Source organism: Actinomyces massiliensis 4401292, from assembly GCF_000269805.1.
In the GTDB taxonomy this organism is placed as follows: Bacteria; Actinomycetota; Actinomycetes; order Actinomycetales; family Actinomycetaceae; genus Actinomyces; species Actinomyces massiliensis.
This window is the reverse complement of record NZ_JH711482.1, coordinates 555610-575733: the sequence shown is the minus strand read 5'-3', so window position 1 is coordinate 575733 and position 20124 is coordinate 555610. Positions and strand designations below refer to the sequence as shown.

18 protein-coding genes are annotated in these 20124 nt (G+C 67.0%); 14 read left to right on the top strand and 4 right to left on the bottom strand.

What is annotated here, in order from left to right:
- Positions 1–9 precede the first annotated feature (9 nt).
- The 6 genes from W5W_RS0110910 to W5W_RS0110885 all read left to right on the top strand — a co-directional run bounded on the left by W5W_RS0110910 (position 10) and on the right by W5W_RS0110885 (position 8764).
- Complete coding sequence (locus tag W5W_RS0110910) at positions 10–1824, top strand: metallophosphoesterase family protein (RefSeq protein WP_238533332.1); 1815 nt, start codon at positions 10–12, stop codon at positions 1822–1824.
- Positions 1825–1920: 96 nt separating this feature from the next.
- On the top strand, positions 1921–2646 hold the full coding sequence (locus tag W5W_RS0110905) for a vitamin K epoxide reductase family protein (protein ID WP_017195413.1): 726 nt from the start codon (positions 1921–1923) through the stop codon (positions 2644–2646).
- Positions 2643–3371: a metal-dependent transcriptional regulator gene (locus tag W5W_RS0110900; RefSeq protein ID WP_017195412.1), complete on the top strand. Its 729-nt coding sequence runs from the start codon at positions 2643–2645 to the stop codon at positions 3369–3371. The genes W5W_RS0110905 and W5W_RS0110900 overlap by 4 nt, the downstream gene beginning before the upstream one ends.
- Positions 3372–3380: 9 nt before the next feature.
- Positions 3381–3857: an HIT family protein gene (locus tag W5W_RS0110895; RefSeq protein ID WP_017195411.1), complete on the top strand. Its 477-nt coding sequence runs from the start codon at positions 3381–3383 to the stop codon at positions 3855–3857.
- 262 nt (positions 3858–4119) lie between these two features.
- Positions 4120–7086: a leucine--tRNA ligase gene (locus tag W5W_RS0110890; RefSeq protein ID WP_017195410.1), complete on the top strand. Its 2967-nt coding sequence runs from the start codon at positions 4120–4122 to the stop codon at positions 7084–7086.
- Positions 7087–7360: 274 nt separating this feature from the next.
- The gene (locus tag W5W_RS0110885; RefSeq protein ID WP_017195409.1) at positions 7361–8764 is read left to right on the top strand and encodes a sodium:proton antiporter; all 1404 of its coding nucleotides are present in this window, start codon (positions 7361–7363) and stop codon (positions 8762–8764) included.
- Between the two features lie 99 nt (positions 8765–8863).
- On the opposite strand, the gene W5W_RS0110880 is transcribed toward W5W_RS0110885, so the two are convergent.
- On the bottom strand, positions 8864–9931 hold the full coding sequence (locus tag W5W_RS0110880) for a DUF3097 domain-containing protein (RefSeq protein WP_081486241.1): 1068 nt from the start codon (positions 9929–9931) through the stop codon (positions 8864–8866).
- Between the two features lie 119 nt (positions 9932–10050).
- Between W5W_RS0110880 and hrcA the strand changes: the two genes are divergently transcribed.
- Both hrcA and dnaJ read left to right on the top strand, forming a co-directional pair.
- Positions 10051–11115, top strand: a complete 1065-nt coding sequence (gene hrcA / locus W5W_RS0110875; RefSeq protein ID WP_017195407.1) for a heat-inducible transcriptional repressor HrcA — start codon at positions 10051–10053, stop codon at positions 11113–11115.
- Between the two features lie 126 nt (positions 11116–11241).
- Positions 11242–12366 (top strand): molecular chaperone DnaJ, encoded by a 1125-nt coding sequence (gene dnaJ, locus W5W_RS0110870; protein ID WP_017195406.1) that lies wholly within the window; start codon positions 11242–11244, stop codon positions 12364–12366.
- A 39-nt stretch (positions 12367–12405) separates the two neighbouring features.
- On the opposite strand, the gene W5W_RS0110865 is transcribed toward dnaJ, so the two are convergent.
- The gene (locus tag W5W_RS0110865) at positions 12406–13245 is read right to left on the bottom strand and encodes a YggS family pyridoxal phosphate-dependent enzyme (RefSeq protein ID WP_232611788.1); all 840 of its coding nucleotides are present in this window, start codon (positions 13243–13245) and stop codon (positions 12406–12408) included.
- Positions 13246–13313: 68 nt separating this feature from the next.
- On the opposite strand from W5W_RS0110865, the gene W5W_RS0110860 reads away from it, so the two are divergent.
- Positions 13314–14117, top strand: a complete 804-nt coding sequence (locus tag W5W_RS0110860) for a 16S rRNA (uracil(1498)-N(3))-methyltransferase (RefSeq protein WP_008732716.1) — start codon at positions 13314–13316, stop codon at positions 14115–14117.
- Between the two features lie 457 nt (positions 14118–14574).
- Here W5W_RS0110860 and W5W_RS0110855 read toward each other — a convergent pair whose 3' ends face one another.
- Positions 14575–15546: a CPBP family intramembrane glutamic endopeptidase gene (locus W5W_RS0110855; protein WP_017195405.1), complete on the bottom strand. Its 972-nt coding sequence runs from the start codon at positions 15544–15546 to the stop codon at positions 14575–14577.
- A gap of 163 nt (positions 15547–15709) precedes the next feature.
- Between W5W_RS0110855 and W5W_RS0110850 the strand changes: the two genes are divergently transcribed.
- The 5 genes from W5W_RS0110850 (at position 15710) to W5W_RS0110830 (ending at position 19733) form a co-directional block, all read left to right on the top strand.
- Positions 15710–16264, top strand: a complete 555-nt coding sequence (locus W5W_RS0110850) for an STM3941 family protein (protein ID WP_008732664.1) — start codon at positions 15710–15712, stop codon at positions 16262–16264.
- Between the two features lie 49 nt (positions 16265–16313).
- Entirely contained in the window at positions 16314–16934 is a 621-nt protein-coding gene (locus W5W_RS0110845) for a TetR/AcrR family transcriptional regulator (protein ID WP_029574266.1), read from the top strand.
- A gap of 260 nt (positions 16935–17194) precedes the next feature.
- On the top strand, positions 17195–17905 hold the full coding sequence (locus W5W_RS0110840) for an ABC transporter ATP-binding protein (RefSeq protein ID WP_008732726.1): 711 nt from the start codon (positions 17195–17197) through the stop codon (positions 17903–17905).
- Entirely contained in the window at positions 17905–18651 is a 747-nt protein-coding gene (locus W5W_RS0110835; protein ID WP_008732685.1) for an ABC transporter permease, read from the top strand. Before W5W_RS0110840 ends, W5W_RS0110835 begins: the two co-directional genes overlap by 1 nt.
- 200 nt (positions 18652–18851) lie before the next feature.
- Positions 18852–19733, top strand: a complete 882-nt coding sequence (locus W5W_RS0110830; protein ID WP_008732743.1) for an EamA family transporter — start codon at positions 18852–18854, stop codon at positions 19731–19733.
- On the opposite strand, the gene W5W_RS16180 is transcribed toward W5W_RS0110830, so the two are convergent.
- Entirely contained in the window at positions 19714–20013 is a 300-nt protein-coding gene (locus W5W_RS16180) for a hypothetical protein (protein ID WP_008732795.1), read from the bottom strand. The genes W5W_RS0110830 and W5W_RS16180 overlap by 20 nt on opposite strands.
- Positions 20014–20124 lie beyond the last annotated feature (111 nt).

Here is a 20124-nt window from a genome sequence, read left to right as displayed (position 1 = left end):
GCCCGAGCTGTGAAGGAGGAGTCAGAGACGGAGACGCATACGGGCCGGGATAGGCGGACGGCGACCAGCGCATCCAGTGCGCTTGGCTCGCTTGGAGCAGTGCTGCGTCGCGGTCGTGAATCCTGTTCACGGTGGTGGACGGCCCGCACCGTCCGCTTCCGCAAGATCACACGCACCCTTGTCCTGCTCACTGCCGTGTCCCTGGTCTCGCTGGGCGTCGGCGCGGCCACAGCCACGGCTTCCAGTCCCGTCGGCCCTCACGAGGCGCAGTGGTCGACGACCCTCGACTCCACTCTCAGCCTTGACATGGGGCCGTTGGGACAGGTCTCTCTCGACTCGCCCGCCGGGATACTGGGCGTGCGGGTGGAATTGGAGGAGGTCCCGGGAGAGGCCGATCCCGCTGCCGTCTCGGAGTCCGCGCTCGGTGAGGCTCTGAGCTCCGACGGCGCCGCATACCTGTCTCTGGTCACCCATCCCGAGCTCACCATCGAGCGTGGTCTGCGAGCCCTTGTCGATGACGCCCTGAGGCGCGCCGGATTGCTGGAGTCGATCATGCTCTGCCTGGTGGCCGCCGGCCGTCTGGCCACCAGAGGGCGATTGCGGGACGCCGTGCGTGCAGGGCTCAGCAGGCCTGCGGCCTCGAGCCTGCTCACCGCTACCGCTGCCGTCACCGTTGTCGCACTGCTTGTGCCGTCCCTGCGCTCGGAGCCGGTCACCGGCAACCGCTTGGAGGTCCTGGTAGGCACCCCGTTGGAACGAGCACGCGTCTCCGGGCGCATCGGCGATGTCGTGCAGGCCTACGGCGGCCGCGTCTCCGCCTTCCTGGACGACAACACCGCCTTCTACACCGCCGCCCAGGCCAACCTCCGGGCCGCCTGGGAGGCTTCACAGACCATTGATGGAACGACGGATGTGACGGCCGCCGATGGCGCGGTCGACACCGATCGGGTCGCTCGGGACGCTCAGGACGCCGCCTCCGCCTCCGCCGCATCGGGGAGTGCGGTCCCTTCCGCCGAGGCGTCCTCCACGGCCACCGACTCCTCCTCGAATGCACCCACGGCCCGCTCCGGCGGCCGACAAGGCTCCATCACGGCGGTGATGACAACCGATCTGCACTGCAACCTCGACGTCATCGCCTTCTCGGGGCTGCTCGACGCATTGGCCGGCGCCACGGTTCATATGGATGATGGCGATCTGACCATGACCGGCTCTGATCCGGAGCAGATCTGCGTCGATGCGCTGGACGACGCGGTGCCCGACGGCGTCGCTCGCGTGGCCACGATAGGCAACCACGACTCGGCCTCCACGGCCGAGCGTCTGCGCACGATCGGCTGGACGGTGACGGATGGCACTGTTGAGAATGTCGGTGGTCTGCGGGTTCTCGGGGAGGTCGATCCGGAGCGCAGTCCCGCCGGAAGAACGTTCCAGCGCGGCGAGGAGAATGCCACAGACATCGGGATGCGCCTGGCCGGCGTCTCCTGCGATGCCGCGCGCAAGGGGAATGAAGCGGATGTCGTCCTCATCCATCGGCCGGACACCTTCGGACCGCTCGTCGACGATGGCTGTGCTCCTCTGCTCGTAGCCGGGCACGTCCACGAGGAGCGGGGGATGAGCACGACTCGAGGAGGGAATCTCGACGTCGCCCAGCTCATCTCCGGGGCGGGCAAGGGTGGGACCTCGTTGGGGAGGGTCACCCAGGACGCCTATATGCACGTGTTGTCCTTCGACTCCGATGGCGGTCTGCTGGCCTGGCGCACAGTGACCCTTCACCCCGACGCCTCGGTCACCGTGGGCGCATGGGAACCGGTGCCCGAAGCCGGATGAGCCGCTATGACGACGATAGTGCACAATGAAACCACCGCGGGACCATCACATTTCACCGCACCTGCTGAGACGAAACCGGACCATGAGGAGACAACGATGGCGCATGTGCCCACTGAGGCGGAGATCGACGCCATGAGCGAGGACGAGCTTCAGGCCTATCTCGCCAGCGAATCCGGGGAGTCCGATGGCCTCGCCGTCGAGGTCTTCGAGCAGGGCGGTGAATCCGCTTGGCCGACAGCCACCGGCGCGTCGAGTCGCTACGCCTGGCTGCTCATTATCGGCTCGCTCATCGGCATCGCCGCCTCCTGGGAGCTCATGGTCAGCGAACTGAAACTCATCAGGGAGCCCCTGGCGAATCTGTCCTGCGACATCAGCCCATTGGTGTCATGCGGCGACTCCCTGAACGTATGGCAGGGCAATCTGCTCGGCGTGCCCAACTCCTTCGTCGGTGCGATGGCCTTCGCGGTGCTGCTGTTCGCGGGCGTCCTGCTCGCCTCCGGCGGGCGACTGCCCCGCTGGGTGTGGTGGGCGATGACGGCCGGGACCGTCGGCGGCATTGCCTTCGTCGTGTGGTTCCTGATCGTCTCGATCACTGTGTTCGGCAAGTTGTGCCCCTTCTGCATGCTGGTGTGGGCCGTGACGATTCCTATCGGCGCCGCCACCTGGGGTGAGGCTGCGCGCCGCGGACACCTCGGGCTGTCGCGGGCTGCGGCCGGGCGCCTGTACGAAGCGCGCTGGCTGATCGCCGGTGCCATGTACATGGCCGTCATCATCACGGTCCTCGTCGCCTTCTGGGACGGCTGGGTGGCGATGCTGCGGTGACCCCGGTTGATGAGGCGGACCTTTCGGCTGAGGCCTCCACTGTGACTCAGGACTATCTCAAGGCGGTGTGGGCCGCCTCCGAATGGGGCGGTTCGGGTGCTTCGATCACCGGCCTGGCCCGTCGTATGAAGGTGGCTCCCTCCACGGCATCGGAGAACGTCGGGCGTCTGGTCGAGGCGGGCCTGCTCGAGCATGAGCCCTACAAGGCCGTCACGCTGTCGGTCGATGGCCAGCGCCTGGCCACCGGCATGGTGCGCCGTCACCGCCTCCTGGAGACGTATCTGGTTGAGCGCCTGGGACTGAGTTGGGACGAAGTCCATGCCGAGGCCGAGATCCTCGAGCACGCCGTGTCGGACAGGCTCCTCGAGGCGCTCGACGAGGCTCTCGAACATCCTGTGCGGGATCCTCACGGCGACCCGATCCCCGCTGCCGACGGGCGCGTCGTCCAGCCCGAGCTGCGCAGCATCGACAACCTGCGTGTGGGACAGACCGCCGTTGTGGGGCGTATCAAAGACTGCCCCAGGACTCTGCGTCACCTCGCGCTGGCCGGTATCGGCCTGGACACCTCGGTGACTGTGACCGATCGTGGCACCATGTCGGCTGTCGTACCGGGGGAGAAGCGGCGTGAGGCGACGCTGGTGTGCGCCGTCCGTGCGGCCGGGGACCCGTCCAGCGAGCGTGCCGATGCGGTCGTACCGGTGGGCCACTTGTGGGTGCTGGCCTAGGCTGGGGTCATGACAGGCCCCGAGACCAACGAGACCGCTGAGACCTCGCTCTTCACCAAGATCATCGACGGCGATATCCCCGGGCGCTTCGTCTGGGCCGACGACGTGTGCGTCGCCTTCGCCACCATCGAGCCGCAGGCCCCCGGCCATGTCCTGGTCGTGCCGCGTATTGCGCACGAGTCATACATCGACGCCAACGAGCCCACCATTGCTCACCTGTCCGTGGTGGCCAAGCGCATTGCGGCTACCCAGGTACGGGTTTTCGGTGCCGTGCGGCCGGGCATCGTGGTTCTCGGACTGGACGTGCCCCATCTGCACATCCACGTGCTTCCGCTGCATAAGGCCGCTGATATCGCGCCGTCGTCGGCGCGCGCGGCCGGCGGCGATGAGCTCGATGAGACGATGACCCGCTTGCGAGACGGGTTGCGAGAGGACGGCTGGGGAGATTTCGTGCCGGTCCGGATAGACTCACCCGCTCTGGCCTGAGCTCTGCCCCACGCTGTGCCGGTCATAGCCGGTCATAGCCGACCTGTCCCACCGGCGTTCGGGGTCGCCATCAACAGGCTCGTGCGCGGTCGGTCGGAGCCCTCGCCGTGATCTGCACCTCGCACCCGTCACCCGGACGGCGCCGAAAAGGTGCGCGAACCAGCGATAGGCTGAGTGTCAGCAGGCGCCTCCCCTCCTTCTCCGGGGCAGGGGGCGTGCGCCCACCGGCATCTCACACACGACGGAAGAGAGCGCTCCTTCAATGACGGAGAATCAGACCCCCCAGGGCGAGTCAGCGACGCCGTTCCGATACACGGCCGCCCTGGCCGAGACCATCGAGACCTCTTGGCAGGATCGCTGGGAGGCCGAGGGCACCTTCTACTCCGACAATCCCGTGGGCGCGCTCGCAGGGCCGGCTGCTGACAAGAAGAAGTTCTTCCTGCTCGACATGTTCCCCTACCCCTCGGGCAAGGGACTGCACGTGGGGCATCCGCTGGGCTATATCGCCACCGATGTCGTTGCCCGTTTCACCCGCATGACCGGCAGGAACGTCCTGTACACCATGGGCTACGACGCCTTCGGCCTGCCCGCCGAGCAGTACGCTGTCGCCACCGGCCAGCACCCGCGGATCTCGACCGAGGCCAATATCGCCACCATGCGCCGTCAGCTGCGGCGCCTGGGCCTGTCTCACGACCCGCGTCGCTCTATCCAGACCATCGATACCGATTACGTGCGGTGGACTCAGTGGATCTTCCTCAAGATCTTCAACTCCTGGTTCGATCCCGACGCCGTCCGCCGTGATGGACGGGGAGCGGGAGCCGCCCGGCCCGTGAGCGAGCTGGTCGCCAAACTGGAGCGCGGAGAGGTCCCGACTCCGGACGGCCGTCCGTGGGAGAGCCTCAGCGTCTCCGAGCGGGCCGAGGTCGTCGACTCCCATCGCCTGGCCTACGTCTCGTCCGCCCCGGTGAACTGGTGCCCGGGTCTGGGCACCGTTCTGGCCAATGAGGAGGTCACGGCCGAGGGCCGTTCCGAGCGTGGCAACTTCCCGGTCTTCAAGCGCAACCTGCGCCAGTGGATGATGCGCATCACTGCCTACGCCGACCGTCTCGCCGAAGACCTGGACACGGTCGACTGGCCCGAGAAGGTCAAGCTCATGCAGCGCAACTGGATTGGCCGCTCCGAGGGCGCCGAGGTGGGGTTCGCCGTCGAGGGCGCTCGAGAGGTCGGCTCGGCAGTTGCCGACCTGAGCGTCTACACCACGCGGCCCGACACGCTCTTCGGCGCGACCTTCATGGTGGTGGCACCCGAGCACCCGCTGCTGGGCGGAGTGCTCGGCCAGGGAACGGACGTCGATGCCGCCGCCCTGACAGTGCCGGCCTCCTGGCCCGAGGGCACCCGGGAGGCCTGGACGGGTGGCGCTGCCACGCCCGCGCAGGCCGTGGCCGCCTACCGCGCCCGGGCCGCCGCGGCCACCGAGGCCGAGCGCACCGCCGAGGATCGCACCAAGACCGGTGTGTTCACGGGCTTGTTCGGCATCAACCCGGTCAATGGGAAGCGGGTGCCGATCTTCGTGGCCGACTACGTCCTCATGGGCTACGGCACCGGCGCCATCATGGCCGTACCCGCTCACGATGACCGCGACTGGGCCTTCGCCACCACGTACGACCTCGACATCGTCCAGACGATCGGTCCGGTTGATGATCCGTACGGCGTGGACCTGAGCGGAGGCGCCTATACGGGCGACGGCAATGCCGTGAACTCCGCCAATGACGAGATCAGCCTGGATGGCAAGTCCAAGGATGATGCCAAGGCCGCCATGATCGCCTGGTTGGAGTCCAAGGGCGCCGGGCGGGGCGCCGTCACTTACCGTCTGCGCGATTGGCTCTTCAGCCGCCAGCGCTACTGGGGCGAGCCCTTCCCCGTCGTGTGGGACTCCGAGGGCGGCGTCCACGCCCTGCCGGAGTCCATGCTGCCGGTCGAGCTTCCGGAGGTCACCGACTACTCCCCGCGCTCCTACGACCCCGACGACGCCGCCTCCAATCCCGAGCCTCCTCTGGGCAAGGCCGAGCAGTGGGCGGAGGTCGAGCTCGACCTGGGCGACGGCCTCAAGAAGTACCGCCGTGAGACCAATACGATGCCCAACTGGGCGGGCTCGTGCTGGTACGAGATGCGTTACATCGACCCCACCGATGAGAACTCGCTGGTCGATCCCGCCAACGAGGCCTATTGGATGGGGCCGCGACCCGAGGACGGCAACACCTCCGGCGGCACCGACCTGTACGTGGGCGGTGTGGAGCACGCGGTCCTGCACCTGCTCTACTCGCGCTTCTGGCACAAGGTCCTGTTCGACCTCGGCGTGGTGTCCTCCTCGGAGCCCTATCACCGCCTGTTCAACCAGGGCTACATTCAGGCCTACGCCTACAAGGACGAGCGCGGCCAGTACGTTCCCGCCGATGAGGTCGTGGAGGGGCCCGACGACGCCGACGGCGAGCCGACCTTCACCTGGAACGGGCAGAGCGTCTGGCGCGAGTACGGGAAGATGGGCAAGTCCCTGAAGAACATCGTCACGCCCGACGACATGTACTCCGCCTACGGCGCCGACACCTTCCGCGTCTACGAGATGAGCATGGGGCCGCTCGACCAGGACCGTCCCTGGGACACCCGTGCCGTGGCCGGGGCTCAGCGCTTCCTGCAGCGCCTGTGGCGCAATGTCATTGATGAGGCCACCGGCGAGGTCACCGTGGTCGACGCGCCCGCCGACGAGGCCACCCGCCGTCTGGTGGCGCGCACGATCGTGGGCGTGCGCGATGACTATGAGGGCATGCGCCTGAACACGGCCATCGCCAAGCTCATCGTGCTGAACAATCACCTGACGAGCCTGGCGGAAGTGCCGCGTGAGGCCATTGAAGCGCTCGTCCTCATGGCGTCTCCGGTCGCCCCGCACATCAGCGAGGAGATCTGGAGGCGACTAGGCCACGAGAATTCGCTCGCCCACGAGGATTTCCCGCGGGTGAGCGATGAGTCGCTGCTCGCTGCGGAGGCCGTGACCTGCGTGGTTCAGGTCAAGGGGAAAGTTCGTGATCGCCTCGAAGTGGATCCCGCTATCGATCCGGCCGAGCTGGAGAAGCTCGCCCTGGCGGCTCCCGGCGTTGTGCGAACCCTGGACGGGCGCGGTGTGCGCAAGGTGATCGTCAAGGCGCCGAGGCTGGTCAGCATCGTCCCCAAGTAGGCCCTGACGCATCCGATCGTGCTGGACAACCGCTCTGCACGCGGCCCTGTGGGGGCGGTTCTCAACCCGACGCTCATGCCCAACCCTCTGCCGGACTGCGGACGCTGAGAGGGAGTCAAGGGAGTCCGGGAAAGGGGGAGAAGACTAAGGGGGTCAAAAGGGGACTAAGGAGACTTCAGCACTTTTCACGGACGGTTCGGGCAAGCGGGGCGCGGGTCGTCGTAAAGTGGGCGGGCACGGCGGTTCTCCGCCGCCCCGATCCGAGGAGTTCATCGTGCAGTTGCAGTGGTGGTCCGTCCTGCCCTTCGCCGCCATGCTTGCCGGCATTGCGGTGCTTCCACTCGTGCCGGCCACAACGCACTGGTGGGAGCGGCGCTCCAGTCAACTCGCTGTTGCTCTGGTCCTGGGGCTGCCCGTGGCCGTATGGATGTGGGTTGCCGGGGGATGGGAAATCGTATTCGCCGCCGTCGTCGAGTACGGGCAGTTCATCGCTCTGCTTCTGGCGCTCTTCATCGTTTCGGGCGGTATCTTCCTCAAAGGCGATATTGAGGCCACCCCGCGCAATAACACTGTCTTCCTGGCCATCGGAGCCGTTCTCGCGAGCTTCGTGGGTACGACTGGCGCGGCCATGCTTCTGATCCGCCCGTTGCTCAACACCAACGCCGAGCGTCGGTATCGGGTCCACACGGTGCTATTCGCCATTTTCATCGTGGCCAACTGCGGCGGTCTGCTCACGCCCCTGGGCGATCCGCCGCTCTTCCTCGGATTCCTCCGCGGAGTGCCCTTCACCTGGACTCTCCATCTCCTCCCGGAGTGGCTGTTCGTCAACGCGATGCTGCTGGCCGCCTACTTCTCCCTGGACACCTACTACCACGCGCAGGAGCCCGCCGCCTCCGTCCGCCTGGATCGCACGGAGATCGAGCCGCTGGGACTGCGCGGAGCCACCAACTTCGTATGGTTCCTCGTCATCATCTTGGCAGTCGCCTTCGCGCCGTCCGTGAATGCCGAGGCCATTGAGGCCGGGCACGCCACCGCCATGGACTGGGTGCCGCTGCGCGAGATCATCATGCTTGCGGCCGCCGGGGCGTCCTACATCTTGGGCGACAAACGAGCGCGTTTCGAGGACAACCAGTTCGAGTGGGGGCCGATCGCCGAGGTCGCCACCCTGTTCATCGGCATCTTCCTGACCATGATCCCGGCGCTGCACTATCTCGATGAGGTGGCGGGGTCTCTGCCCTTGAACCAGGTCACTTTCTTCATCTTCACCGGGGGACTGTCCTCTGTGCTGGACAACGCCCCGACCTACGCGACATTCTTCGAAATGGCGGGGCAGGTGCCCCACCCCGGTGGTGCCACTGTCGCCGGGGTGCCCGAGGTCTACCTCGTGTCGATCTCGCTGGGCGCGGTGCTGTGCGGGGCGATCACCTACATCGGCAACGGCCCCAATTTCATGGTCAAGTTCGTGGCCGATTCCCGGGGAGTCGAGATGCCCTCCTTCGGCGGCTACGTCGTGCGGACTCTCACCCGCCTTGTACCGGTCCTGGCGGTGATGGTGTGCCTGTTCATCGCCGAGCCCCTCTGGGTCAAGGCGGTCGGCGGGCTCGGTGTCGTGCTGCTGCTGGCCAATAACGTGCGTCTGATCCGCGCCGGACGGCGCCTTGCCCTCGTCGACGACTGAACCACTGGGGAGTCTTGGGGCACCCCGCATACTCATGGGTCGAGTTTCCGACGGGCTTGGGAGCTCGACCGACCGTAGTGCTGGGCGCTGGGGGAGGGGTCAGCGGGTGCCCGGGGCGGTGACGAAGTCGATGAGCTCCTCCATGCGGCCCAGCAGGCTCGGTTCGAGATCCTTGTAGGTGCGCACCGTCGCCAGGATCCGCTGCCAGCCCCGGGCCACATCCGCCTGGGTGGCGTGAGGCCAGCCGAGCGCCTCGAGGGTGCCGTGCTTGATGTCGGTGCCCCGCGGCACGCGGGGCCACTCCCGCAGCCCTACGCGCTCGGGCTTGACCGCCTGCCACACGTCCACATAGGGGTGACCCAGCACCAGCACATTCTCGCCGCCGGGCATGTCGCACACGCCCTGGGCGATCCGGGACTCCTTGGAGCCGGCCACGAGATGGTCCACGAGCACGCCGGCGCGCCGCTCGGGGCAGGGGCCGAAGTCGGCCATGACCTCCTCGAGGTTGTCCACGCCGTCGAGCATGAGCACGACGACGCCCTCATGACGCAGGTCATCGCCCCACACCTTCTCGACCAGCTCGGCGTCGTGCTTGCCCTCCACCCAGATGCGCGAGGCCCGCGCGACTTTCGCCTCTTCGCCCTCCACGGCATAGGAGCCCGACGCCGTGAGTTTGCGACCGCCCGCGCTGATCGGCCCCCGGGGCGCCCGGGTACGCGGCCGCGGAGGATCGACGATCACGGGGCGCCCCTCCAACCAGAAGCCACCGCCCAGGGGGAAACCGCGGCGCACGCCCCGGCGGTCCTCCAGGACGACGATGTGGCGCCCACCGGACTTCTCCACGGCCACCGCCGCCCCGACGAAGCCGGTCTCCCGATCCTCCAGGACCATGCCGCGCTCCAGGGCCACATGCACCGATTCGGGTCGCGTCGCGTGCGGACCCGTTCGGTGCGGATCAGCCGCCAGTACGTCGCCTCCGTAGCGATTCGAGTTGGACGGTCGCGCCGTCGCAGGAGTTGCGGACCCCGTGGTTGATGGGCGCCGTCCGCCGGGCCGCGGGCCGGGGGGCTTGCCGGCGGTCTCCGCGGCCGCTTGGGCGCGCAGCGCCTTACGGCGTTCGACGGTCGAACCGGGAGTCGGGCGGGAGCGGTAGGGCGTCGCGTTCACCCTGGGCACGGTAGGGGAAGGTCACGCCGGTAGCGCCGTTGACCCGCCGAGCTCCGGCGTAGGATGGCACTCACACTCCACGAGTGCTAACAGGCCGCCGGCGAGGAAGGAGGGCGACTATGGCCGACGACCGCCGACTGAAGGTCCTCTCAGCGATCGTCACGGACTACGTGCGCACCCGGGAGCCCGTCGGCTCGCGCGCCCTGGTCGAGCGCTATCGGCTCGGCGTGTCTCCGGCGACGATCCGCAATGACATGGCTGCCCTGGAGGATGAGGGGTACATCCACCAGCCGCACACCAGCGCCGGACGCGTGCCCACCGAGAAGGGCTACCGCCTCTTCGTCGATGAGGTCGCCCGGGTCAAGCCCCTGTCTGCTCCTGAGCGCCGTGCCATCACCGCGTTGCTGTCAGGCGCTGTCGACTTGGAGCAGGTCGTGGCCCGCACCGTGCGGGCCCTGGCTCAGCTCACGGGACAGCTCGCCGTCGTGGAGTACCCCAGTCTGCGTCGCACAGCTCTACGTCACCTCGAGCTGGTTGCCCTGGGGCCCACACGCGTGCTGCTCGTGATCATCACCGACACCGGCCGCGTCGAGCAGCGCACGGTCTCCATGCCCGCAGGGCGCGTGGTTGATCCACTGGTCCTGGAGTCCTTGCGCACCCGCATGAATGCCGCACTGGTCGGCCGCATCGCTGCCGACGTCGTCCCCATTCTCACCTCCTTGGCCGAGCGGGCTCCCGAGGAGGACAGGCTCCTGCTGACTGCCGTGGCCGATGAGCTGATCGAAGCGCTGCGTCCCGACGGCGAGGAGCGCATTGTCGTGGCCGGCACCGCCAACCTGGCCCGCGCCACCCCCGATTTCTCCTCGCTCGGCCCGCTGCTGGACGCCGTCGAGGAGCAGGTGGTGTTGCTGCGCCTGTTCACCGATGACCCCGCCTCCGGGCTGTCGCGCTCGGGGGCCAGCGCGGATATGCGCGTATCGATCGGCAGCGAGAATCACGACGATGCGCTGTCCGAGGCCTCGGTCGTGACCGCCTCCTATGGGGCGGGCGCCGGGGACGTCGTCGCGCACCTGGGCATTATCGGTCCCACTCGCATGGACTACCCGGCCACCATGGCCGCGGTGCGGGCCGTGGCCCGCTATCTGTCCCGCTTCCTGGCCGAGACCGACGACGCCATCCCATAGAGGACCAGCATCAGGGTGCCGCCCGGGCTGTTCCGCGACCACTGCATCCGGTCCGTCCCGGCCGGAGATCACCTACCACCTCTTCCAAGACCTCTTCCGACACCGACTCAGAGAGTACGACCAAGCGTGAGCGACTACTACGAGATCCTCGGCGTGAGCCGCCAGGCCACCACCGACGAGATCAGGCGGGCCTATAAGAAGAAGGCCCGCAAGCTGCACCCCGATGTGGCCGGCCCCGGCCACGAGGACGAGTTCAAAGCCGTCAATGCCGCTTATGAGGTCCTCGCGGACTCCGATAAGCGTCAGATGTACGACCTCGGCGGCGAGGATGCCGTGACCGGCGGCTTCGGGGCGGGGGGCTTCAGCGCCTCGGACCTGGGCGGCTTCGGGGACTTCCTCCAGCAGGCGTTCTTCGGCGGCGGCGCGGCCTCGCGCGGCCCGGCCTCCCGGGCGCGGCGCGGCCAGGACTCCCTGGTCGCCCTCGAGGTGGATCTGGTCGACGTGGCCTTCGGGGCGACCAAGACTCTGCCCATCGACACCTACGTCACCTGTGAGACCTGCGGCGGTTCATGCTGCGCCGAGGGCACCAGGCCTGTGACCTGCTCGGAGTGCAATGGCCAAGGCTCCATTCAGCGCATGCAGCGCTCCTTCTTGGGCAACGTGGTGACCTCCTCCCCGTGCCCGCGCTGTCAGGGCTTCGGCACTGTGATCGCCTCTCCGTGCCGCGAATGCGACGGCGAGGGCCGCAAGCGCGTGCATACCACCATTGATGTCAACGTCCCGGCCGGAGTGTCCGCGGGAACCCGTATCCGCATGTCCGGGCGTGGCGAAGCCGGTCCGGCTGGCGGTCCGAACGGTGATCTGTATGTCGAGATCCACGAGACCCGCGATGAGGCCCTCTCGCGCACTGGCGACGACTTGTACACCGAACTGCGCGTGCCCATGACGGCGGCGGCGCTGGGAGCGAGTTTCCCGCTGTCGACCCTGGACGGCGAGCGGACCGTGTCGGTCAAGCCGGGCACTCAGAGCGGCGATGAGGTGGTTCTCTCCGGTTTGGGCGTAGGGCGCCTGCGCCGTTCCGGGCGCGGCGACCTGCATGTCCAGATCGTGGTGGAGACGCCCACCAAGCTGGATGATCGGCAGCATCAGTTGCTCACAGAGCTCGCCGCTTTACGAGGCGAGGACGGCCACTCGCCTGCCAAGGACGAATCCCTGTTCGGCAAGCTCAAGGGGAAGTCCAGACGCCGCTGAGGACGGGCGCCTCTCGTCGCTGGGCCGTGCTGGGCCGTGCTAGGCCTCTGATGGCTCTGAGGGGGCTGCCTGTGCGGCACCGTCCTCGGGCCAGTAGTGAGAGTCCGGGGTCGGGCGCGGTCCGAAGATCGCCTGTCCGACCCGCACACAGGTCGAGCCGCCCTCAATGGCGAGTTCGAAGTCTCCGCTCATGCCCATCGACAGCTGGCCATCGCCGATGGTGCCGGCCTGAAGCCCGGCGTCGCGCAGAGACCGCATGAGGCGGAAGCACTCGCGGATGCGCGCCTCGTCCTCGGTGTGGGCGGCCAGCGTCATGAGCCCGCGCACGCGCAGCGAGGAGTAGGCGGGTAGAGCCTTCAGGAAGGCCGGCACCTTGCCGGGCTCGAGTCCGAACTTGGAGGTCTCGCCCGAGGAGTTGACCTGCACGTAGACGTCCAGGTCCCGGCCTGCCGCCTGCAGGCGCCGGTCGAGGGCTTCAGCCACGCGCAGGGAGTCCAGGGCCTGGAACTCGTCGGCGAAGGCCGCCACATCCTTGGCCTTATTGGTCTGCAGATGGCCGATAACGGCCCAGTGGATGCCCAGGCCCGCCAGGTTCTCGGCCTTCCGCTTGGCCTCCTGGACCTTGTTCTCACCCATATGGGTGATGCCAGCGGCGTGGGCGATGCGCAGCCGCTCCTCGGGGACAGTCTTGGACACGGGCAGCAGACGGATCTCGGCGGCGTCGCGTCCGGCGCGCTCGGCGGCGGAGACGATCTGGGCGCGAACCGTCTCCAGGTTGTGCCGATAGTCCTCCACGGTGGCGGCAGTGGCGGATCTGGCGGACCCGGGTCTCGTGGGGGAGGGAGAACGGTCGGAAAGCGGCGGCTGCGGCTCGGTCATGCCCGCGACGCTAGCACCGGCGGCTGTGCCGGTCCCGGTCGATTCGACAACGACCATAGGCTGCGCTTGTGACTGCTCCCGTCTTCATCATGACCCCCCGTACGCTCGAACCGGCTGGTGGTGCGCAGACGGCTCGTATCGGCGACATGCTGACGCTGACCGGAACCGAGGCCCGCCATGCTGTCACGGTGAGACGGCTGCAGGTCGGAGAGCGTGTGGACCTGGTCGATGGCGCTGGCCTGCGGCTCGTCTGCGAGGTGGTGCGGGCCGGTGCGAACGGCGCTAGGGACCGCCTGACCGCACGGGTCCGGGAACGAGTGGAGGAAGCTGAATCGACTGTGCGAATGGTCCTCGTCCAGGCGCTGGCCAAGAGCGGTCGTGATGAGCAGGCCGTGGAGACTGCGACCGAGCTGGGCGTCGATGCGGTAGTGCCGTGGCAGGCGGAGCGGTGCGTGTCGGTATGGAGAGGGGCGAAGGTCGCCAAGGGGCGAGCCCGGTGGCAGGCGACGGCTCGGGAGGCCACCAAGCAGGCGCGACGCGCCTGGGTGCCCGAGGTCGGGGAGCTGCTCACTACACGTTCTCTCACCCGGTGGGTGCGTGAGACGACGCAGACCGGGGGAGTGGTCCTGGTACTCCACGAGGAGGCGGCGGCGCCTATCGGCGGGGTGCGCCTGCCGGATCCGGATGATTGCGAACGGCCGATGGTGGCCGTCATCGTCGGCCCCGAGGGCGGGATCGGTGCTGAGGAGACGGCCGCCCTGCAGGAGGCCGGGGCGACGACAGTAAGGCTGGGGCCGCACGTCATGCGCACGGCGAGCGCCGGACCGGCCGCGCTCGCCGTGCTTGCACAGCGAGCCGGCCTGTGGGGCTGACCTCCTCCGGGCGCGCTTGCGCCCCGCACGACACGACAACACGCACGGGCGGTTGTTTCTGTGCTGTCTACGGCTGTCTACGCTGCTCAGTTCAATGTCATTGCCCGCTGCTGGCTGCGCACCGAGTGCTTGCGGTGCATGCGGTGCCCGCGAGGCCCGCCGGGATTCATCGAGATCTGCACGATATCTGCAGGGATTGTATTCTCAGATTCTTCACAGCCGGAGGAGGGGTGTGCATTCAGCTCCAACGTGTTTTATATGAATCACCGCCGGACGGGCGAGGTTGTGAGGGTTGGGGAACCCGGTGACCAGCTTCATCCGAGATGGCTCGGGTTTAAGGGAGCCCGGGACCGATCGCTCTGGCGAAGGAGGAGAGCTCCCCCGATTGGGAACACGGGTGCGGAGCGCCTCGGTGACAAGGGCCCGTGGGCCGGGAGAGACAACCCGGTACCGCGGGTCATGTCATGTTGTCCAGGGCCTCCGGGCGAGTGCCTGACGTCAGCTCGATGCGTTGGCGGCTCAGCAGGACTGCTGCTATCGCCATGATCATGAGCACCGCGGGTACGCCCGCGATACTGGACGTGACCAGGTCCCAGGAGTCTTCCGGAGCGACCAGAATCGGAGGCAGGGTCGCGAAGGCATTCAGCGTTCCATGCGTGATCGCCGCAGGCCATATGCTGCCCGATCGTGCCCGCAACCATGCCAGCAGGGTGCCGAAGGCCATGCAGAACATGGTGAACAGGACGATGCCCAGTGCAGCCGGGATCTGATGCTCGTACTCGTATCCCATGGCGATCAGAGGGGCGTGCCACAGGCCCCACACTGCACCGGTGAATACGACGGCGCGCGTCGTGCCGAGCGGAGACAGGGCGGAGAGCAACCATCCCCTCCATCCGGTCTCCTCGCCGAGAGCCACGATGGCATTGATCGTGCATCCGGCGACGAGGCATTGGACGACCGTGAGGATGAAGAAGATGTGCGCCGGTGGGAGCGGTTTTGAGGAGCCCAGGGCCGCCAGCTTCTCCATCTGCTCGGTCATGGCCCAGTCCGGGTGAAACCAACCGACGGTGATCGCCAGTGCGAGGTAGGCGGCGGTGACGGCCATGACCACCAGGATCCCTATGAGCGCCGAGGTCAGAATGCGTCTCCGGTTGCCCGAGCGCGGCGAACCGCGCCGCAGCCCGACAGCGCGCAGCCACGACGCTCCGGTGACGAAGCGGCAGACCACCCATGAGGCCAGGGCGGGGGAGAACATGCGGGTGACCAGGATCAGCTTTCCCTGAGGCGTGCCCAAGCCGCCGGTTGCAGCGCATACCGCATCCAGGGCGAAAGCGGATCCCATCGCTACCGCGACGAACAAGCCGATTGCTCGCCAGTGCACATTCTTGGGGGCGGTTGTGACGGTAGTTATGGCGGTGGTTATGCCCATGTGCGGGCGCCTCCAGTCGTAGCCGGATCTTTCGCTCCCACCATAGTCCTGCTGATGTCATCGAGAGGCCTCGCTTCCTGCCCTTCGGCCTCCAGCGCCTCCGGTAGGTATTCGGTTCCGTCAGCCTATGGCCAGCCTGTCCCCAGTGCGAGAGAATGCGGACATGTCGGATCTTCCTCCGCTTCAGCTGCCCCGCACGAAGGGGCGTTCGATTTTCCAGATCGTCGGGTCCATCGGTTTCGTGTTGGTCGGTCTTCTCATGGTCATCGGCTGCCTGGGTTCTCAGCCGTTCGAGATGGTTCCTTTCGTCATTGGACTTCTGGCTGTCGTCGTCTTCGGCTTCTTCGGCTTCCTGAGTGTGCGGATGCTGCTCCGCCCAGCTCTGGTCATTGATGACCACGGCATCTGGGACAACACCTCGGGGCTCTCTGTCGGGTTCATCCCGTGGGAGCAGACTCTTGGATTCCAGCCGGCGAAGGTGCTGTTCAACGACTTCGTGGCGGTTTTCTGGGCTGATGAGCAGTGGGCATGGGCGCATATGGGGTCAACGACCCGCTTGATGAATCGGCTTAACCGCAGTATGACTCCGGTGGGTCCGATCAGCGCGGACATGCTCAAAGTAACAGGTCCGCAGCTCGCCCTCATGCTTCTGGCGCAGCGGCGTCAGCGCCGTCCGGAACTGCCTGAGGTTCCCGGCATGCCCGCAACGGCGTCATGATGAGACCGATGTCGGCACTCGATCCTTCGCTCCGAACGGATCCTGCGGCGTGACCCCGCGTGGACGGCGTCCCGTGGGCTCCCCGGACGCCCGCGAGGCGATCCTCGCTGCTGCCCGCACCGCCTTCGCCCGCGACGGCTATCAGGCATCCCTGCGCGGAATCGCCCGCGAGGCCGGGGTGGACCCCGCTCTGGTCCACCATTACTTCCCGAGCCGGGCCACGCTCTTCGCCAAAGCCATCATCGAGTCCATCGCCGGGGAGAACACCGACCTCGTGGAGCGGGCCGCCGCGATCACCCAACTGGAGCCCGATGAGGTGGGGGAGGGGATCGTGCGCTCCTTCGTCTCCCTGTGGGACGCGGCCGGAGGCGACAACTTCACCGCCGTGGTGCGGGCCGCCATTGAGGGGGACGGCACCATCGAGCCCTTCCGGGACTTTATCGCCGGCGGCATCCTCCAGCCGATCGTCACCCGGTTCTGCCCGGATCGCCCTGAGCTGCGCGCTCAGCTCATCGCCAGCCAGATCATCGGGCTGGGCATGGCCCGCTGGGTGGCCGGCCTGGACCAGGTCAGCCCCTTAGAGGCTGAGAGCCTCGCCTCTCTTGTCGGTCCGACGATCCAGCGCTATCTCCTTGATGAACTGCCCGGCACTCCTCTTGTTGGCTCCTAGCTCATCCGCTCGGCTCACCTGCTGTCGGGTTGGCGGTGACGCTTGACCCTCCGCCGTCGTATCGCTGTCCCCTGCTCACCCGGTGACGTGGCCGTTATGCGAGCCGCACGGAACACCCTCTGGACACGGGGTGGTGCCGAGCCTATATTCATCACATGGTGAAAAACCGAGAAGAGGATGCGTCTCGGAATCCGGGGCGTACGGATCAGCCGAACAGTCCCGCTGGATCGCGGGACGGCAGCGGGAAGAAGCGGCCGGTCGTGGCGGCCTCGGACCTGCGGGTCAGCCGTGGCGGGAAGGAGATCCTCCACGGTCTGGACCTGAACCTGGAGCCGGGCACCATCACCGGGCTGCTGGGGCCCTCGGGCTGCGGGAAGACCACGCTCATGCGCACCATCGTGGGCGTCCAGCGCTACCGCGGACACCTCAAGGTACTCGGGCACGCCCCCGGCGCCTCCCCGGTGCGCGGGCGGGTCGGCTATGTCACCCAGGGGCAGGCCGTCTACACCGATCTCACCGCCCGGCAGAACCTGCGCTACTTCGCATCCTTGGCCGGCCGCCGCGCCCGCGACATCCAGGAGGTGCTCGACGTCGTCGGGCTGGCGGAACTTGCCGACCGGCGCGTGTCCACCTACTCCGGGGGCGAGGCCAACCGCGTGAGCCTGGCCTGCGCGCTCGTTGCCGACCCGGACCTGCTCATCATGGATGAGCCGACAGTCGGCCTGGACCCGGTCACCCGTGAGGAGCTGTGGACCACCTTCCACGCCCTGGCGCAGAAAGGGACCACCCTGCTGGTCTCCAGCCACGTCATGGATGAGGCCTTCCGCTGCGATCGCGTCCTGCTCATGCGCGAGGGGCGCCTGCTGGCCTCCACGACCGCCGATGACCTCCTGAAGAGCACGGGGGCCGAGACCGTGGACTCCGCTTTCCTCGCCGTTATCGCCCGCTCGACCCAGGAGGGGCAGGACTGATGCGCCCGCGCACCTACCTCGCCACTACCCGCCGCATCCTCGCCCAGCTGCGCGCCGACCGCCGCACCGTCGGTCTGATCGCCGGCGTGCCCGCGGTGCTGCTGACCCTGCTCTACTTCGTCTACCGCGACTACCCCGGCGCCAGCGCTCTGTTCGACCACGTGGCGGTGACGATGATGGCGGTCCTGCCGATGGCGGTCATGTTCCTGGTGACCAGCGTTGCCATGCTGCGCGAGCGCAGCGGCGGCACCCTGGAGCGGCTGTGGACCACGCCGATTCGCCGGGCCGACCTCCTGTTCGGCTACGCCACCGCCTTCGCCGCCACGGCCGTGGTCCAATCGCTCATCCTGTGCTCGGTGGCGGCCTGGGGGCTGGACGTGGAGATATCCGCCTCCTGGGGGTGGGTGATGCTGACCGCCCTGGTCGATGCGTTCGTGGGCGTTGCCCTGGGGCTGTTCGCCTCGGCCTTCGCCCGCACCGAGTTCCAGGCCGTCCAATTCATGCCGGTGGTCATCGCGCCCCAGCTCTTCCTGTGCGGGCTGCTCGTGGCCAGGGACCAGATGCCCCGTGCTCTGGAGGCTGTGGGTGATGTGCTGCCCATGAGCTGGGCGGTGGATGCGGTCGGCGAGCTGGCCATGAATGCCGAGCCGTCGGGCGACTTCTTCCGGAACCTGGCCTACCTGCTGTGCTTCGGCATGGTGGCCCTGGCTGTGGCCGCCTCCACCATGCCGCGCAAGACCCGGTAGGGCAGAGGCCGCTCGACGCTCCCGAATGCCGTTCGTCCGCGTTCCTTCCCGTCAAAGGGGGTAGGGGGTCTAGGGGATCTTAGGGAATGCGAACGAACGGCATGGGTGTACTCGGGTGTGCTCAGACGGGGTGTGCTGACGCGGGAGCGGACGGCGTCTCCGGCCTGTCGCGGTCGGCCGACCCTGGTTAGGGTTGCCTTATGTGGATCATCTTCGCTTGCGGGTCGGCGCTCTTCGCCGGTGTCACGGCTGTCCTGGCCAAGGAAGGGATCCGTACGACGGACTCCACTGTGGCCACGGCCCTGCGAACCTTCGTGGTGCTGGCGGGGGCCTGGGGGATGGTCTTCATCGTCGGCTCACAGGCGGAGCTTGGCCATATCGATGTCCGCAGCACTGTGCTCCTGCTGCTCTCCGGATTGGCGACGGGAGCTTCCTGGCTGTGCTACTTCAAGGCTCTGCAGCTGGGCGATGTGAGCAAAGTGGTGCCCATCGACAAGCTGAGCACGGTGATGACCGTTGTCATGGCGCTACTGCTCCTGGGGGAGAGCGTCAGCGTGATCGGTGTGCTCGGCATAGGGCTCATCACTGTGGGCACGTATGCGATGCTCGATGCTGACGATGTCCGCCAATTTCCTCGGGCCGTCCGAGCCGGCGGCAGTTGGCTGCTGTACGCCCTGGGATCGGCTTTCTTCGCGGCTCTGACGGCGATCCTCGGCAAGGCCGGCATTACCGGTGTGGAGTCGAACCTGGGTACGGCGATTCGCACCGCGGTGGTGCTGGTGATGGCCTGGGTCATGGTTGCGGTGACCGGGAAGCTGCATGAGGTGCGCAGCGTGCCAAGAGGGGAACTCGGTTATGTGCTCGCTTCGGGCGCGGCGACCTGTGCCTCCTGGCTCTGCTATTACCGTGCCTTGCAGGACGGCCCCGCCAGCGTGGTGGTCCCCATCGACAAGTTGAGCATCTTGGTCACGGTCGTCTTCTCGATCGTTGTGCTTCGCGAATCCGTCACCAAGCGCTACCTCTCTGGCCTCGCCCTCCTCGTCGTCGGCACCCTTGCGATGCTTATTTTTTCGCCGAACTAGTGATCGTTCCGAAAACTATCGAGACGCTCTTCGCGATGAACGTCATTCCCAGTGCCACCAGCGCGCCGGCGATGAAGACGAAAACCGTATCGTCATGTCCAGATGAAATGAATATTACTGCTTGAACTAGAGCGACGAACTCGACAATTGCCAGTACTGCGCAAACAAGGAATGCTATTATATAAAGAGTGGCGCCCTTGGTTTTCGAACGCGAATCAGGTGGTTCTTTCTTCCAGGTCACCAGCCTGTAGCCTTTTGGCTCAGATGGAATCCCGTTCATCAGGCGCTCCTTCAATTTTCACGGCTGGAAGGCGTGAATTATTGAATCATATTAACACTTCTATTTTAAGTATGTCTTTGGGTTCGTCTTGCCCGATCCTCGAGCAGCCCT